The sequence below is a fragment of the Foetidibacter luteolus genome (assembly GCF_009650435.1).
Classification (GTDB): Bacteria; Bacteroidota; Bacteroidia; order Chitinophagales; family Chitinophagaceae; genus Foetidibacter; species Foetidibacter luteolus.
In genome coordinates this window covers 14,657-32,482 of the sequence record NZ_VVIP01000092.1, presented here as the reverse complement: position 1 = coordinate 32,482, position 17,826 = coordinate 14,657, and the positions used below count along the sequence as shown (strand labels likewise).

General features: G+C 45.8%; 11 protein-coding genes. 1 reads left to right on the top strand and 10 read right to left on the bottom strand.

Annotated elements, in window-relative coordinates; genetic code table 11:
* Positions 1-176: 176 nt before the first annotated feature.
* On the top strand, positions 177-1,262 hold the full coding sequence (locus F0364_RS27600) for a Gfo/Idh/MocA family protein (RefSeq protein ID WP_207632915.1): 1,086 nt from the start codon (positions 177-179) through the stop codon (positions 1,260-1,262).
* A 157-nt stretch (positions 1,263-1,419) separates the two neighbouring features.
* Here the strand turns inward: F0364_RS27600 and F0364_RS27595 are convergent, their stop codons facing one another.
* From F0364_RS27595 to F0364_RS27550, 10 genes are all read right to left on the bottom strand, one after another.
* Positions 1,420-1,845, bottom strand: a complete 426-nt coding sequence (locus F0364_RS27595; RefSeq protein ID WP_153801057.1) for a DUF1801 domain-containing protein — start codon at positions 1,843-1,845, stop codon at positions 1,420-1,422.
* Between the two features lie 196 nt (positions 1,846-2,041).
* On the bottom strand, positions 2,042-2,620 hold the full coding sequence (locus F0364_RS27590; protein ID WP_153801056.1) for a dihydrofolate reductase family protein: 579 nt from the start codon (positions 2,618-2,620) through the stop codon (positions 2,042-2,044).
* Between the two features lie 136 nt (positions 2,621-2,756).
* Complete coding sequence (locus F0364_RS27585; protein ID WP_153801055.1) at positions 2,757-3,365, bottom strand: hypothetical protein; 609 nt, start codon at positions 3,363-3,365, stop codon at positions 2,757-2,759.
* Positions 3,366-4,028: 663 nt separating this feature from the next.
* Positions 4,029-5,021 (bottom strand): ROK family protein, encoded by a 993-nt coding sequence (locus F0364_RS27580; protein WP_153801054.1) that lies wholly within the window; start codon positions 5,019-5,021, stop codon positions 4,029-4,031.
* A 15-nt stretch (positions 5,022-5,036) separates the two neighbouring features.
* The gene (locus tag F0364_RS27575) at positions 5,037-6,506 is read right to left on the bottom strand and encodes a family 43 glycosylhydrolase (RefSeq protein WP_153801053.1); all 1,470 of its coding nucleotides are present in this window, start codon (positions 6,504-6,506) and stop codon (positions 5,037-5,039) included.
* 624 nt (positions 6,507-7,130) lie between these two features.
* Entirely contained in the window at positions 7,131-8,504 is a 1,374-nt protein-coding gene (locus F0364_RS27570) for a sugar porter family MFS transporter (protein WP_153801052.1), read from the bottom strand.
* A gap of 298 nt (positions 8,505-8,802) precedes the next feature.
* Positions 8,803-10,524 carry a RagB/SusD family nutrient uptake outer membrane protein gene (locus F0364_RS27565; protein ID WP_153801051.1) on the bottom strand — a complete coding sequence of 574 codons (1,722 nt, stop codon included), beginning with the start codon at positions 10,522-10,524 and terminating at the stop codon, positions 8,803-8,805.
* A 187-nt stretch (positions 10,525-10,711) separates the two neighbouring features.
* The gene (locus tag F0364_RS27560; protein WP_153801050.1) at positions 10,712-13,786 is read right to left on the bottom strand and encodes a SusC/RagA family TonB-linked outer membrane protein; all 3,075 of its coding nucleotides are present in this window, start codon (positions 13,784-13,786) and stop codon (positions 10,712-10,714) included.
* Between the two features lie 364 nt (positions 13,787-14,150).
* A complete protein-coding gene (locus tag F0364_RS27555; RefSeq protein ID WP_153801049.1) occupies positions 14,151-15,167 on the bottom strand; it encodes a LacI family DNA-binding transcriptional regulator in 1,017 nt (338 codons plus the stop codon).
* Positions 15,168-15,520: 353 nt separating this feature from the next.
* Positions 15,521-17,098: a Na+/H+ antiporter gene (locus tag F0364_RS27550; RefSeq protein WP_153801048.1), complete on the bottom strand. Its 1,578-nt coding sequence runs from the start codon at positions 17,096-17,098 to the stop codon at positions 15,521-15,523.
* Positions 17,099-17,826: the final 728 nt, after the last annotated feature.

The window sequence follows — 17,826 nt, the reverse complement described above, 5'->3', positions numbered from 1 at the left end:
GGCAATACTGTATTTGCAACCTTCGCAAACGCAATCAATTATTGCAGTTGCGAAGGTTGTGCTGTTTACGTGTTGGTTACTTTACAACACCGTCATATTTTTCTGAGCCACTCGGCAAAAGAAGTATGCTATCTCATTATCTTCATTCAAGTATTATAACCTACAATTGTTTACTTATGCAAAAAACTAAAGTGGCCATACTGGGTGCCGGTTTTATCAGTGATATTCATATTGAAAGCTACCAGCGTTTTGTACCTGATGCTGAAGTGGTGGCTGTATATGCCCGTAACCTGGATAAGGCCGAAGCCTTTGCCAAAAAACATCATATCGCCCAATGGTTTAATGATATTGACCAACTGTTGCAACAGTCAGCATGTGAAGTGGTGGATATCTGTCTGCCCAACTTTCTGCACCATAAGGCTACGCTGAAAGCTGCAGCGGCCGGCAAGCATATCATCATCGAAAAACCCCTGGCCGTAACCCTTGAGGAAGCCGATGAAATGATTGCAGCCTGCAGCAAGGCGGGGGTATTGCTAATGTATGCCGAAGAGCTTTGTTTTGCACCAAAATACGAAAGGGTTCGCCAAATGGTAAAGGAGGGCGCCGTAGGTGAAATTTACATGCTTAAACAGGCTGAAAAACATTCCGGCCCGCACTCTGACTGGTTTTACGATATACAGCAGGCAGGCGGCGGCGTTCTGATGGACATGGGCTGCCATGCCCTGGGCTGGTTTCAATGGATGCTGCCTGCAATTAAACCTGTTAGCGTTTATGCAACCATGGGTACCATACTGCATAAGGGAAGAACAAAGGGGGAAGATAATTCCGTAGTGATTGTGGAGTTTGAAAATGGCGCTACCTGTATTGCGGAAAATAGCTGGGCCAAACACGGCGGTATGGACGACCACTGCGAAGTTTACGGAAAAGAGGGGGTAATTTATGCGGACCTGTTCAGGGGTAACTCTTCCCTCGCCTACAGCTTAAACGGCTACGGTTATGCTATGGAAAAAGCAGGGAGCACTGCAGGCTGGAGCTTCCCCATTTTTGAAGAAGCCTTTAACCAGGGTTACCCGCAGGAGCTGGCACACTTTATCGGTTGCGTACGTAATAATACCGCCCCGCTGGTTACCGGCCACGATGGAAAAGCCGTGCTGGAACTTATCTATGCGGCTTATGCTTCCGCCGGGCAGGGCAGGAAAATAAGCCTTCCTTTCAAGGCATCAGTTGATAAACCCGTAAATCTATGGCTGCAACCTCAATAACACGGATGATGGTTTGAGGTATCCGGAAGATGATATTATTGCTGTAATTAGTCTGTGGCATGCCGAAAAAGATCTTTCAGACTCAAGTGGTCTTCCGCATGGGTACGGCTAGCCGTTGCCTGCCGTTAACTTAACTGTCTTTTTGGTTATCGTGATATCAACATTTGTGATGCTCTGCAACATATTCAATAGAAGCTTTGCAAAGCGCTTCCAGGGTGGGAATACTTATGTCGGAAAGTTTTTTTACATAAATGCAGGACTTGCCCATTTTGAATTTGCCCAAACTGCTAAGAAGTTGTTTACTGTTCTCCGTAGGCGAATAAATATAGAATGAAAATTCTGGCTTCCGTGGTGAGAAGCCAATGATAGGAGCGTCACCTTCATGGCCGCTTGCATACTTGTAATGATACCTGCCGAAGCCAACAATCGTTGGCCCCCACATTTCAGGCTCACAGCCAGACCACCTGGTCATCAGCTCAATCAACGTATAAGAGTCGGCTTTCTTTTGTTCATTCTCAACGTAAGATTCTATAAATCCTTTTACATCAACTGGTGTCCAGGTTGTTTTGTTTTTTACTGCCATAAACTATGCTTTATTAATTATTTATATCGATAGTGCCATTCTCACTGGTTTAAGACCATTGGAAATGTGATGGCATGCTGTGCTTCTGCCGGTACCAATACCAACTGAAGATACAAAAGCTTATTGGTTATGCAGTTGCCCGGCATTATCACGGGCCTGTTAATTGGTTATATAATTGGGTGGGGGTTCATTGTAATTATCTGTCCACTATATAATTTAGTTCAGTTACCCCGCAGGTAAATTGGCGGGTAGACAACAGATTGAGTTTTATTTTGTCTTTGATGTCTTTAAACAATGGGATACCTTCCCCGAGAATAACTGGGTTAACAAAAAGCCAGTAGCCGTCAATTAAGTTCAGTTGAATAAGCGAATGTGTTGCTATAGGGCTGCCAAAAAGCAATATGTCTTCACTACTACCAATGCCGGATTGTTTTAGTTCATTTATCCTGTCCGTAAGGTTATCGCTAATAATTGTTGTATTAGTTAAATCCGCTTCTTTTAATGTTTTTGATAGAACAACTTTATGAACTTTACTATACCACTTTGAATGTTCGATGTCGTGCCTGCTCGCTGCCGGTTGGTCTGCTGCGGTAGGCCAGTAACCTTCCATCATCTCGTAGGTTATCCGTCCATATAATGCAGTGTCGCCTCCGCTTATCCGCTTACCAACATGGTCAAAAATTTCTTCGTCAACTTTAATCCAGTCCATTTCTCCGTTCGGGCCTGCTACAAAACCGTCAAGCGAAATGTGTATAAATGAAATCACTTTTCTCATTGGTTCTGTTTTTATGGTTGTCTGTGGTTTATTACTATTTTTTTAGATGACCGCTAATGTTAAGCATTGTGATGTGGTAATATTCTGTGTTTAGGACTGTGAATATACTTGTTGCCCGAAATATTGCCAGGCAATGTTAGTGGTCGTTTTTTCGTCTCCATAAGGTTCTCAACTCTGCAATACTTTTTTTCTTGTTCCTGGAAAGAAAAGCTTCTATCTCATCATATTTGTCAAAATTGCAATTTGAACCATTATCATATTTACATTCAAAACACTCCAACTCATCTTTGTATCCGGTCAAGAAATTTTCAAGTAAGATAATAACCGATCTTGAATTAACCAGACCAGGTAAGTTGCACTCTGATAAATATGAGCTTATGGGATTATGATATTTGATCCAAAGCCCGGAATTTGTGGTGTCATACTTAAAGCTCAAAAGCCATGTGACAAAGTCCCGGTCTTGTTTAAAAAACTTTTCATTGCTTTTCCAATATCTAATGCTGTCGATTCTGAATATTGAGTCAGACGTTGGCATGCCCCAGCTATTTAGGTTACTATCAATCTCTTTGATACTTCTGTAATATAGAACATAGTTGAGCTTTAAGCCATCCACAAGCTGTTTGTATGTTGTATTACCTAAATCAGAAGCGGTGTTAGATGCTTTCTCGACCTGCACTGGTTCATTCGACGAATTAGAACAGCTTAATAAGGTAACGGAAAGAAAAAATATTGTGAACTTTTTCATGATGTTTGATTCTATAGAAATGACTGCTAAAGTCGTCTTTAACGCACTCTAATATATAAACAATTACAATTAACCAAAGCCCTTCTATAAGTATCAGAAAAAAATCAGCAGTGGGCGAAGTGTACACGTGTTCCAGCCTTGCTGCTTCGTCACGCAAGATTGCTTAAAAAAGCTTCCTGTTTATCTTCCGCCGGGCTATAGTTTCTTTCTCCTTTTTTATTTCCTCAGCGCAAAGCGCAGCCGTAACAATGCTATGTGGCTAGTCTCGCTGTTAAAAACTCTGTTAAGCAAAAACTCGCAGTTGGGGCCGATTGCCCAAGGCGAAGGACTGGTTGGTTGTACTGGCTCTGCGATGAGTGCTTCGCCCTGCAATTGACCATCTATATGAATCTGGGGGGAGGAATCAGTGCAAACACCAGCTATATGGTGCCAGTTGTTTTTCCAGTCTTCAGGATTAACAAACCGGCAATTTGTAACCGGTAACCTGCAACGGGCTGTCGGGTGAGGGATTGAAGCGGTTACCCCGCTGAAGCCTTCGCAGCCAAGCTCCTGTGGCGGAGTAATAGCACAACCGAGAAAAAGCAACTAAGTGTTGCTTTAACGAAGGTTGCGAACGCAGTTCTGCCCGACCCCTTGCGCAGCTTGGGGGCACCCCATGTAAATTCACCCGCCTACGGGTACTGCCTGGCTGGCGGCCTGTACGCCCAACGACAAGGCTGCCATGTCACCAATGTTCTCCGCAAGGCTTGCAGGCATTATTTTACAGGCTTCGTAAGACGTTCTGATGGTTTCTTTCTCCAACACTTTTCTCATCGCGTCTTCAAGCAGCGATTGTGCCCTGCCATAAATACTGCCGAGCAAGATCAGCTCGGGGTTAAGTACATCAATCAGCAAAGACAGGCCTTTACCAAGATAGGTGCCACAATCAGTATAAATTTCAATTGCTGTCTGGTCGCCTTCATAAGCTGCCTCCGCTACTGTTTTAGCCGTTAGGCCAGGCAGTTCATCAAGGCTTTTACAGAAAGAAACCTGTTGCCCCATCTGCAGTTGTTGCCTTACCCTTATTTGTGCCAGTTGCGCAATGCCGCCGCCGCTGCACCAGCCCTCAAAAGAACCTGCTTTGCCAAAGCCAACAGGGCCCATATCAGACAGGCGCAGATGGCCTACTTCTCCAGCCAGGTCTGTTGTGCCTGAATATAATTTTCCGTTGAGTATTAGCCCGGCGCCCATACCTGTGCCGAAAGTGAGAAAAATTAAGTTTTCGTAGCCTTTGCCTGCGCCATATTTCCACTCGGCAATAGCACCGGCATTGGCATCGTTTTGCAGCAATACCGGTTTATCAAACCTCTTAAGTGCAAGTTCAACAATCGGTATATTATCCCAGCCGGGTAAATTGGGCGGGGACAATATAACCCCATGCCTGCTGCTTAACGGACCGCCGCAACTTATGCCAATTCCCTGTATGCCTTCTAATGCTATATTGTTTTGCTGCAACAGAACATCTGCCTGGTCAAATAAAAATCCAATCATTTCGTACACCGGCTTATCTGTAGGCATTACCAGCTTGTCTTTAATAACAATCTTATCACTGCGCATTTCTTCGCCCAGTATTACAGCGCATTTGGTGCCGCCTATATCAAATCCTAAAATCATCATACAAGTGTTATCTGTTTATGGTTGCAATGGGGCAATCTTAAAAGCACTGAAAGTAACTTTGCCATGTTTGGCGAATAATCCGAGTGCGGCTCCCTTACGCTCATATAACCTGTTAACAATACAACGTTTGCCGCCGATGCATACATCAATAATGTCGCCTTTCATAACTACCTGCACCTTTGTTTTTTTATCAAGGCCATCAACGGCTTTAATAGAGGAGTTGGCCAGGCGCACTTCTCTGTTAATGGCGGAGAAGCTTAGTTTATAACCCTCGCCACCGGTGGCATTGCTGCGCAGGTAAAGCCCCCAGTCTTCCACCAGGCCCGATGTTTCCATCTCAAAACTAATGTAACAATCTGTGGGAATATTTTCAAAGAAAACAGCATCTAATCCTCCCGGCGTGTTTATGGTGTAATTGTCCGCGCCGGTTTTTGTAACATGGTTGCCGCTAGTGCCGGTAGGGGTAAGTGTTGCCGTGGTAGCAGGCAAGGCCTCCGCAGGCCAACCGGTATTTAAGGTGCCATCCTGTTCCTGTGTTAACTCTCGCAGAACAATACTGCCGCCAAATATTTCGTGTCCGTTGTCCTTACTGTCTTTTTTGTTGGGTATCCAGCCTGCTACAATGCGGCGGCCATTGGTAAATTCAGCGGTTTTGGCAACGTTTACCCAGTCTTCATCCAACGCCTGGTAACGGGGGTACTCCCATGGCCCGTAAGGCTTTTTTGATTTCAGGTAAAAAGTACTTCCACCACGGCCATATACCAGGTAGTACCAGCCCTTCCATAAAAAGTAATCTGGGCATTCGGGCACATCAAGCTGGCCGTATATCAGGGGTTCATTAACCGTCCATGTTTTCAGGTCGTTAGAGGTTAGGTGCACCAATGCGCCGTCTTCCGCGGTTTCAGAAGGTTCTTTGGCTGAAGATACAAACAGGTGAAAAACGCCGGCATTGTCCACTATTACCTTGGGGTCGCGAAAATTACGTTTGTTGTAACCCGGCGCAGAGGTATAAAACGGGTTGGGTTTTTGTTTGTTAAAGTGTATGCCATCGTCGCTTATGGCATAGCTCAGTTGTTCATTTACATTGCCGTTTGCGTCAATTAACCGCGTTGCATAAAAAGCGTAAAACTTTTTATTGTGGTACACTACAGAGCCTGTGCAAATTGATTTTTCCCAGTCTTCATCTATGCCCAATACAACGGGGTAATGCTTCCATGTTTTTAAATCTTTTGATGTGCTCAACGTCCATTGGTGGCCGCCCAGCCCGCCCAATGCGGAGTGGTGCCCGGAATCCAGCAGCCAGTACAGGTAATAAGTGCCTTCATGATAAAACGGTATGCAGTCACCTACAAATAAATTGCCTGTTGGTTTAAAATACTGTATGCCGTTGGTGGGCTCCTGTTCCGGGTGAAAGCTGCTGATAAATTGCGCATTTGCAGACAGCACTAAAAAAGCGGTAACAAATGCTAACATTAATTTCTTCATGTAACTGGTTTTAGAATAAAGTGTTTCAAATTTTATTAAGGTTATTGTCTGCATTTTTCAATGATAGTTGTTAGTGTTATTTGGGGGTGCCCCTCGTGCCTCGGGTCGGGCTTTCCGCTGCAAGTCCTCGCCGTTCGTTCCTCACGGCTGTGGGCTTTCCGCTTCAATCCCTCACCCGCATCCGACAAGCTTAGGCTAACTTCATCAAATGAATATTGAGCAAGGAACAAGGAATGAAGAATGAAGAAGTGGAATGCGTCCCCACTCACAACTCCCCACTCGCCATTTTAATATCGAACAAGGAACAAGGAATGAAGAATGAAGGAGTGGAATGCATCCCCACTCGCCACTCCCCACTCACCCTTCACCACTCCCCACTCACCATTCACTAAATGCAGCAATTAGACAATTGCCGCCCATTAAACAAAGTAAAAAATAAACATTTCCAAAACTAACCGCTAAAACTATGATGAGTAATTGCCTGCCGGACAATGTCATTAAGTTAAGAAAACGAATGTCAGGTAGAGCTTGTCGAAACCGGGGTTATGCAAGTTGTTTTTCACCACTCCGCCTTCGACAAGCTCAGGCTGACAACCTAGCTTAATAACATTGGCCTTACGGATACTATATCTCCCTTGGCTTGCGGCCCTGCCGCCACGATTGTTCTATATCTTCCAGCGACTTGCCCTTCGTTTCCGGTATATAAAAATAGCCCCAGACAATGCCTGCTATGCAAATGAGCGAATAACTTAAAAAAGTGGCTGATACACCAATGGTGTTTACCAGCTTCAAAAAGGTAAAAGCGATGATGGCATTAAAACCCCAGTGCGCCAGCGAACCAATGCTCATGCCCACGCCACGTACTGACAGGGGAAATACTTCAGAGATAAGCAGCCACCCCAAAGGGGCAAGGCTAATGGCAATGAAAATAATGAAGCATACAATGCTTAGCACAGCAAAATAGGGAAGGCTTGCGCCCAGGGCTTCTTTAAAGTAAAAGCAGCAGCCCAGTAAAGCCAGCGAGGGCACCATGCCGCTAATGCCGATCATATACAGTTTTCTTCGCCCTATTTTGTCCAGCAACAGTATGGATACAAAACAAGCCAGCACATTAACAGCGCCAATAATAATGGCTGGTAATATGGAGCCCGTATTGCTTACAATGCCCGCCATCTGGAATATGATAGGGGAGTAGTAGATAATGGTGTTAACCCCGGAAAACTGCTGAAAGAAAAAGATGCCGATTGTAATAATCAAAGCAGGCCGCAACCAGGGCTTTAGTATTTCTTTCAGTTCACCTTTTTGCTCTGCGGCAAGGGCCGTTTCTTTCTGCAGGTCCTGCAAAGCCTGTTCAACCAGGTCGGCGTCTTCTGTTTTTTGCAATACCCTTTTGCCTTCTTCCCAACGGCCCTTGCTGATAAGCCACCTTGGTGACTCCGGGAGAAAGAACATGCCCACCAGCAGTATGATTGCCGGTATAAAGCCCGCAAAAAACATCCACCGCCAGGAGGCCGGGTTATTATCGTCTGACAGGGCATAGTCTGTGATATAAGAAACAAGTATGCCGATGGTTATCATCAACTGGTTAAGTGTAACCAGCGCCCCCCGTTTTCTTACCGGGGCTATTTCGGCAATGTACATGGGCACCACATAAGAGGTTATGCCGATGGCAATGCCAATTACCATGCGCATCAGCATCAGTACGGTTATGTTCCAGGCAAAGGCGCAGCCCAGCGCTCCGGCGCAGAAAATGACGGCATTTATAATGATCATTTTTTTGCGGCCCAGTACATCAGAGAGCTTTCCGCTGCCCAGTGCGCCTATTACGGCGCCAATCAATACCGTAGTGGTTACCCATTCCAGGCTGGCATCATCCAGTTGCCAGTGTTGTTTCAAAAAAGGCAATGCCCCGGAAATAACACCGGTATCAAAGCCAAACAATAAACCGCCGGTTGCGGCAATTACTGCTATTAAAAGAACCTTTAGTTTTATGCCCATGTCTTATGTTGTTATCAGCTATCTGTAATTATCCGCCTCCAAGTGGTACGGAATGAATATCGAACAAGGAACAAGGAATTTTGAATAATAAACGGCGAAGCGCAATTCCCCCACTCACCATTCACCGAATGAATATCGAACAAGGAACAAGGAATTTTGAATAAGGAAGTAGAATGCATCCCCATTCACTACTCCCCATTCACCACTCGCCATTTTAATATCGCACAAGGAACAAGGAATGAAGAAAAAAGAAGTGGAATGCGTCCCCACTCACTACTCCCCACTCACCATTCACCACTCACCATCCTGCGTTCTGTTGATAAAGCCCCTTGCTGAAGTTTATCTGGTTAAGCGGTATGGGCAAATACTCATCCCGCCCTTTTTGAAATTTTGCTGTTTGCAGGTAAGTGCGTTTGGGCGATTCTTCCTTAAAATAGTTATTCATGTACACATCTGCAATTCCCCAGCGCACCAGGTCGAACAGGCGGTTGCCTTCCATTGCGAATTCCAGGCGGCGTTCCCACCGGAGTGCCTGCCTTGCAAAAGCCTGGTCCCACGTACAGTTGACGCCCGGCTGGTAGGTATGTACTAAATAGTTGGAAGTAAAACTGCCATCCTGCTGTTTTAGCCTGCTGACGCTGTTGGCAGCTCGTGCACGTACCTGGTTAATCAGGGGTAGCGCTTCATCCTGCCTGCCCAGTTCAATCAATGCCTCTGCTTTCCAAAGAAGTAAATCCGCATAACGTATCAACTCCCAATTGGCAGAGCTTGACATAAAAGGCGGTATCTTTTGAAAGGTAGGATCATCAGGCGCAACGGTGCCTTTTAATGTGGTAAAGAAGCCATAAATCTGCGGCGCCCTGGCCCAGGTTTTCTGGTACACAAAATCTGGTTTGTACTTCCAGGGGTGGCCGGGTATGGCTACGGTGTGGTCTAAGCGTGGGTCGAATGTGTTGTCGAAAAAATCATCACCTTCCACCGCGTCTGACTGGTTGTAGCCGGTGAACATCGGTAAGCCTTTGACATCTGTTTTAAAGGAGTTTACCAGGTTTTGGCTGGGTATGTGCTGCCAGCAGCAACCAAACTCTTTATTCATAGGATAAACGAGCGCCTGGCCCATATTTATCCTGCCGTAGGTGGTATTGTCATTGCGGGAGTACTGTATGGCAAAAACAGATTCAGGCCCGTTTTCAGTAGCGCCAAGGAAATTTTCTGCAAAATCAGCGGCAAGGTTATAACGGCCGCTGGCGATAACTTCATTGCAAAGGCTTACCACTTCCTGCAGCTTACTATTGTCTATGCCACTTATGGAATTGTCTTCGTTTTGCGCATAGGCCTGGTACAGCAATGTTTTGGCAAGGTAGGCCTTGGCTGTAAATTTCAGGGGCCTCGCTATTTGGGTTTGCGTTTCGGGCAAATGGTCTGCCGCATAGCGGAATTCATCAGCTATTTTGGTCCACAGCTCATCATTGGAAAACTGCCTGTTAGAGATGGTTGCATATTGTTCTTTGGGCACTGTCTCATCTAAGTAGGGTACATACTTGAACAGAATTTTGAGCATGAAGTAAAAATGCCCACGCAGGAAACGCATTTCAGCCTGGCGCTGCACTTTTTGTGGGTACAAAGGCTCTTCCATGTTGTTAATGCGGCCCAGCGCTTCGTTAATGCGGGCAATGGCATTGTAGATCTGTGCCCACATCAAATCTGAACGGGAGTTGGTGTTGCGATTGGTGACATAGGTTTCATAATCGTGCCATTCCGTATTGTCGCCGGGGCCATCGCCACCCTTATAAGCATCGCCGCTGCGCATACTGCCCCAGGGCCACAGGCTGTAGGATGTGTGTATGGCTTCGTTGCCCAATGCGGAGTAAGCAGATACTACCAGCTTTTCTACATTTTCAGGCGTGTTAAGGTCATCGCCGGATACAACACCCTGCGGCGGTTGCTCCAGGAACTTGTCGCAGGAGGCGGCAAGAAAGATGCTGCCTGTTGCGATGATGATATAAACAATTCGTTTCATTTGAAATTATTTTTAGTCAGTAACTGTTATACAGATAAGATGAGGAAATGAAGGGAAGCACGCTGATACCAGTTCGCCGGTGAGACCTGCAGTTCGTGGCCGGGTTGCTCAGTAAAGAACAAAGCGTACAAGTGAGTGACACAACAGGCGATGATAGTAGCAATACTGTCCGGTCCATAAAATGTATTTAAAAACTTACGTCAATACCGATGGTCCCAATGACAGGTATCGGGTAAAAGTTGTTGGGGTTCTCCGGATCAACGGCGGTAAAACCACTGCTTTTAAACGTGAGCAGGTTGCTGGCCTGTATAAATACTTTGGCGTTTTGAAATTTGAGTGTTTTGAATGCGCCGGTTAAATTATATGCCAGCTGCAGGTTGCGCAACTTGAGATAGGAGCCGGGTTCTATAAGATAAGTTGACAAACGGCTTTCATTGTTCCTGTCTGCCACGGTAAGCGCCGGTATGGTGCTGTTAACGTTTTGCGGCGTCCATGCGTCCAGCGTTCTTACACCCCAGTTGGTGCCCTGCGTGATGGACGAAAAATCTGTATATGTTTTGTAATTGTTAACCACCTGGCCGCCTTTAAGGCCCTGGAAGAAAAAGTTGAGATCAAATTTTTTCCAGGACAGGGAAACATTGAGGCCGTAAGTAAAATCGGGGTTAACGTTGGCAATATAATCCCTGTCTTTGTCATCAATAACGCCATCGCTGTTGAGGTCTTTGAAGCGTATGCGGCCCAGCCCTTTACCGGGTTGCGCGGCTGATTTTTCAACCTCGTCCTGCGAGCGGAAAAGACCGTCTGCCACGTAACCGAACAGGGAGTTAACCGGATGACCGAGGATGGTTTTATCCTGGCCGTTGCCAGGGTAAGCTGTCAAAACTTCATCTGGTAAATAAGTTACCCTGTTCCTGAAAGTGGCCATGTTGCCGGTGATGGAAAAGTCCAGGCCATTGGCCAGGCGGCCGGTGTAAGACAAAAGAATTTCTATGCCTTTGTTTTGCATGGAAGCGCCGTTAAACCAGCGGTTGCCACCTTCGCCAATAACGGCGAGATAGGGCGGGCTTATTAAGATGTCGGAAGTTTTTTTAATGAAATAATCTACAGAGCCTGAAAGCTTGTTGTTAAAAAGGCCAAAGTCAACGCCGATATTGGACTGTGTGGTAGATTCCCATTTCAGCGAGTCGTTGCCCTGCTGTATCCTTACAAAACCGGATTGCAACTGGCCCTGGCCAACACCGTTCATATCGTAGGCGGTGCCCCTGTCGCTGTCGAAAACGTGGTCTGTTCCATAGATGGCGGAATAGAGTCCGAAAGTAGCATTGTTAGCTATTTCCTGGTTGCCGTTCCTGCCCCAGCCATAACGCAGTTTTAAATCGCTGATGGCAGGAATATGTTCTTTGATAAAACTTTCTTCACTTAAACGCCAGCCCACTGAAAACGCAGGGAATGTACCGTAACGGTTGGCGGAGCCGAAGCGGGAAGAACCATCCCGGCGCACTGTGGCGGACAGGAGGTATTTATCATCCCATGAATAGTTTACTTTTCCAAACCAGCTTTGCAGGGAATAATTACTGCCACTGCCACTGTTATTGAGGTTGGACGAGCCTGCATCAAGGTAGGCATAGTTGATGTTTTCCAACGCATAGCCCTGCCTGCTGGCAGCAAAATTCTGGTTGATGTATTTGATTAGTTCAGAACCGGCCAGTACATCAAACTTATTCCTGTTTACAGTAAACTGGTAACTGGCGGTGTTTTGCCAAACCCAGTTGCCGTCGTAACCCTGCGATGTCTGGGCAAGGTTGGAAGGGTCTGACAGGAAGCCAGATACATAAGACTTCCGCAAAGTGCGTTGATAGTTTCCTGCATAGTCAACACCGAAGCTGGTGCGGAAATGCAGGCCCTGCAGAATGGTGAGGTCAGCATAAGCGTTACCGAACACCCGGAAAAAATTGCTTCTGTTTTGCTTATTGTCTTCAATAAGGCGAACTGGGTTATGCCTGTCAGACATGCCGGGTGCCGGGCCTCCCCAGCCGCCATCAACCGTATAAACCGGAACTATCGGCTGGCCTACCAACGCCGTAAACATTACATCGCCAATGTTGATAATGCTGTTCTTGATATAGTTGGCCGAAAGATTTTCGCCCACTTTCAATTTGCCGTTAAAGAAAGAGTAATCTGTATTAAACCTGGCGGTTACTTTTTTGGAGAAAGTTTGTTTAAGTATGCCTTTGTTATCGTAATAGCTGATGGAAAACATGGAGTTGCCGCGTTCGCCACCATTGGAGAAAGTAAGATTGTAAAACTGGAGCAGCGATGTTTGCGCTATTTCATCGTACCAGTTGGTATTGGCAGGGCGCATGGTTTTGGCCGCGTCAATAAACTCCGGCATAATCACTTTGTTTAGTACCGGGTTGTTAAAATCGTTATTCCATTCGTATTGGTAAATCTGGTTGTTGTTGGGGTTCGACCTGTCGTTAACGGCAGCCTGCCAGTAAGCCCGGCCACGTTCCTCAGCGTTAAGCATCTTCAGCTTGCTGTCATAGTATTGAAGCGAGGTAGAAGCGTTAACATCAATACGGCTGAAGCCTTTGCGGCCCTGTTTGGTGGTAACGATGATAACGCCATTGGCCGCACGGGAGCCATAAATGCTGGCCGAAGAAGCGTCTTTCAATACCTGTATGGATTGGATATCGTTGGGGTTTAATTCCTGTAAGCCCCTTTTGGTGGGGATGCCGTCAATAACATACAGTGGGTCGTTGTTACCCAGGGTGCCAATGCCCCTTATCCTGATGGTGGCGTTGGAGTTAGGGGCGCCGTCCGTATTGATAAAAACACCCGGTATCCTGCCCTGCAGCGCCTTTACGGGGTTACCTAACGGAATGTCTTTTACATCATTGAGGTTTACAACTGAAACGGCGCCTGTAAGGTCTGCCTTTTTTTGAGTTTGATAGCCCGTTACAACTATCTGGTTTAGATCGTTGCCGCTGGTTTCCAGCGTTACATCAAGCGTGCCCGAAGCCGGGGCCGCCATGGTGATGGTTTTCATGCCTACATAAGAAAATACCAGGCTTTCACCCGGGGTAGCCGTAATAGAAAAACGGCCCAGGCTGTCTGTAATAACAGTCTGGCTTTTTGATTGAACTGTTACACCTTCCAGGGGTGTATTTGTTTCTTTTTGAATAACCGTTCCGGTTATTTTTTGCTGCGCCATGGCGCAAAGGCTAAGCAGTAGCACAGCAATCGTTAATAATAGTCTCATAAACTTTTTTGATTGGTTTGCATTTAGGTGTGGAGTATGGTGATATTTCTTGTTAAGGCGGATGTACCGGTTTGTGAAAAGCAAGCATAATGGTTGGTTTAATCGTTTAAAATTTTATCTGTGAAATAAGGAAGCCTTTGCTTCCTTAAACGTTTAAAGTATTTAGGGTTAAAAAATTCCTTTACGGAATTGAATTTTCTGGATACCAGCTTTCAGGACTTGTGGCATCGTTTCTTGCGTCGCAAACCGACGAAGGAGGTTCGCCAGCGCTAAAATAAAATAACAAAGCTGGCTGGCAATCCTTTCATCGCCTGGTTCTATGGGCAGCGATTAACGGGCTATTCATCATCCTGTTTCAGAAACATCATTCACCACAACTCTTGCCTTTGATAAAATCAGACTCAAGTACAATCCTGCGCTTTACTTTATTGTTGGCAACAAGGTCAAGCAAGGTGGTAACTGCCAACTTTCCTATGTCTTCTATCGGTTGCCTGCCATGGGTAACAGGGCAACTGAACAATTCAAACGCTTCCGATTCGTCAAAGCTTAGCACGCCCAACTCACCAGGTACTTTTATTTTCATGGCGTTGATGTTCTTTAACCCGTGAATGGCCAGTATATCGGTAGCGAAGAAAACACTATCAGCCGCCGGGTTTAAAGCCATTACCTGCTTAATGCCTTTTCGTACATCTTCTTCTAGATGTTTTTCCCTCACATCAATCACCAGGCCTGGCTGGGGTTCAATGCCATTGTCCTGCAGGGCCTGCCGGTAGCCCCTGTTGCGTTCCTGTAAATGAAAGAGCGTGGTTTTATAATTTACGAAAGCTATGTTACGATGCCCTGTTTTAACCAGGTGCGCAGTACATTGATAAGCCGCTTTGTAATTGTCAATGGCTACCATGTTGGCGTCCAGCCCGGGAAAATACCGGTCTATCAGCACAAACGGAATGTCATGTTTCTGAAGGTACTCAATTTCCTGCTCAGAATTTTCAACCGGAACCAGTATCAACCCATCCACCTGCCTGTTAATCAGTACATTGGCCAGTTCATGAAACTTTTTATTGCTCTCGTCGGAGCTGCCGAAAATAACCGTATAATTATTCTTCTTTGCTTCGGCTTCAATGGCCCTTGTAACACCAGTAGTAAAACGGTAAGCTATATCGGCAACAATCAATCCTATCGTATGGGTCTTATTGGTCTTAAGGCTTTTGGCAATCTGGTTGGGCCTGTAATTAAGCCTTGCAGCAGCCTCCCTTATTTTTAAAGCAGATTCTTTGTTTACACCTTTCTCTTCTTCCTGGTTATTCATTACATAAGAAACCAGCGCTGTAGAAACTCCCAGTTCCTTAGCAATATCTTTCAGGGCTACCTTTCTTTTCATAAGCAGTCTTATACCGCTAAAGTAATCTTCATGCTTTGAGTTTCAAAAATATTATTTTAAACGATTAAAACAAATTTTTTTTAAAATAATTTATCTAAGATTAAAAAGGTACTTCGTAAACGTACATCATCCATCCCACACCATACACCTAACATTATCATGAGGTGTCCCAGGCTACGCAAGGGGTCGGGCAGAACTTCGTTCGCAACCTTCGTTAAAGCAACATTTGGTAACTTTTTCCTTGGTTATGCCATTACTCCGGCACAAAGCAGCGCAGTCTCTACGCCTTTATCGGGAGTCGGAGGGGGCTCACCGGTTAGCGGCTGTAATCCTCACCCGCAGGAGTAACCTGTTTACAGGTAGCGCAGCTTTTCCTCTTCAAGGTCAAGCCGTACCAGGTGTTTGCGTACTATTTCTTCATCCAGGCTTTGTTCTTCTTTGTTTTTGGCCAACAGCCACAGGCGCTGTTTTTTTAAAAGCGCCAGGCAAACCATTTTACATTCTTCATTAAGGATGCTTTCGGTTTCGATTGAAGTGGCATGGTGTTCCCACTTCTGGGCCATCTGTTGCAATACCGTGTGGCTGTTTAGCTGCTCGCTGTAGGCATCTTTTAACTGTTGAAGCGCATATTGGGAAAGCTGTTTTTGCAGTTGCTGTTCCGCTTCCTCTTCTGTAAGGGTTTTATCGGGGTCTTCCATGTTTATTTTGCGTATCAACCATGGCAGCGTAAGGCCCTGTACTACCAGGGTTAGCAGTATAACAACGAAGGTAATAAACAGTATAAGGTTGCGTTGCGGAAAAGCGGAGCCATCAGGCAGCGTGGCCGGTATAGATAAAGCGGCAGCCAGCGATACCACACCTCTCATGCCTGTCCAGCCTATCAGCAGGGGGGCTTTAGCGCCGGGGTTCCTGGTGTCTGCAACAGTAATAAAATTCCTGGCTATCAATGTAACAATTACAGCACCGTAGGCTGATAATATCCTGCCAATAATCAGTACCAAAGTTACCAATACCCCATACCAAATGGCAGAGGTTAGGCTTACCCCTTCCAGCCCGGCTGTTATCTCTGGCAAATCAAGCCCTATCAGCATAAATACCAGTCCGTTTAACACAAACACCAGGCTCTCCCAAACATTGGCGCCACGTAGCCGGGCACTCGTAGGTAAAAAAACATGCCTGTTACTGGCCAATAACAAACCGCCACTTACCACAGCCAGTACGCCGGAGCCATGCACTTCTTCCGCTGCTATATACATTAAATAGGGGGCTACGATAGTAAGTACAATATTGGTATTATCATCCGTAGGCAGGTATTTGTGTACTTTCATAAATATCCAGCCGATAAGCAAGCCGGCGCCTATGCCGCCAATAAGCATCCACGAAAAGCTTAATGCAGCTTTATACCAAAGAAATTGCCCTGTAGTTACTGCCACCGATGCAAAACGGAATATAATAAGTGACGATGCATCGTTTAGTAAGCTTTCCCCTTCCAGGATGGAAACCAGGCGCCGCGGCGCTTTTACAAATTTCAGGATAGCGCCGGCGCTTACCGCATCCGGTGGGGATACAATGCCGCCCAGTAAAAAGCCTAATGCCAGCGAAAAGCCCGGTATAAAGCGGTTGGCAATAAGTGCCACGGATAGCGCGGTAAGAAACACCACCACAAAAGCAAAACTGCTGATGATGCGCCGCCACCGCCACAATTCCTTCCATGAGATAGCCCATGCAGCTTCATACAGAAGCGGAGGCAGAAAAATAACGAAGATTAGGTCAGGATCAATATGCAGGGCTGGTATGCCCGGTATAAAACTGATGGCCAAGCCAGCTAACACCAGCAGCACGGGGTAGGCAACCTTTATTTTATTGGCCAGCATAATCAACAGCACGATGGCAATAATTAAAGCCAGGTAAAAAGGAAAGTGGTCCAGCATAGATTGGCAGGTTTAACTACGCAAATGTATATGCTGAAAGGTGAATGGTGAAGAGTGAGTAGGGAATGGTGAATAGTGAATGGTGAATAGTGAATAGTGAATGGTTAGTAGGGAGTTTACATCCCACATCGTACATCCAATATAAAAAAGTACTTCGTACCTCTAACTTTGTACTTCGGCGTGTCCCCAAGCTATCGCAAGGGGCCGGGCTTTCCGCTCATACTCCGGCACAGGGCCATTGCACAGGGCCTTCACCGGGGTATCCGCTTCAATCCCTCACGCACATTACCCGCAGCCCTGGGTATATGTGTTGATAAGGGCTAAGGCCACCTTCAAAAATGTTTACAGCCTCTCGCTGCGACAGAATGCTGCCGGCAGCCGTTACAGTATTTGTCTTTTTGAGAGAACGAGGTTTCCCATATTTGGAAATTTTAAGAAACGGATGATGCGTAACAGGTTGATAATGAATATGCTTTTTTCTGGCATCGGCATTGCCAATATGCTGGCAGGTTTTTCATAGGATATTGGATTAAAAAACGGGGCCGCATTTCTATGCAAGCCCTTTATTCTTTAGACGCGTTAGGTTTTGTGAGATTTCCTGGTGAAGTAACCGCCTAAACATAGCACATACTAATATGAAAAAACCGGTTTCTTCAGCTTTTATTAAGCCCTTAAAGGAAAATATAATTTACTGTGGAATTGATAAACACTTTAACTTGCGCAGCAAT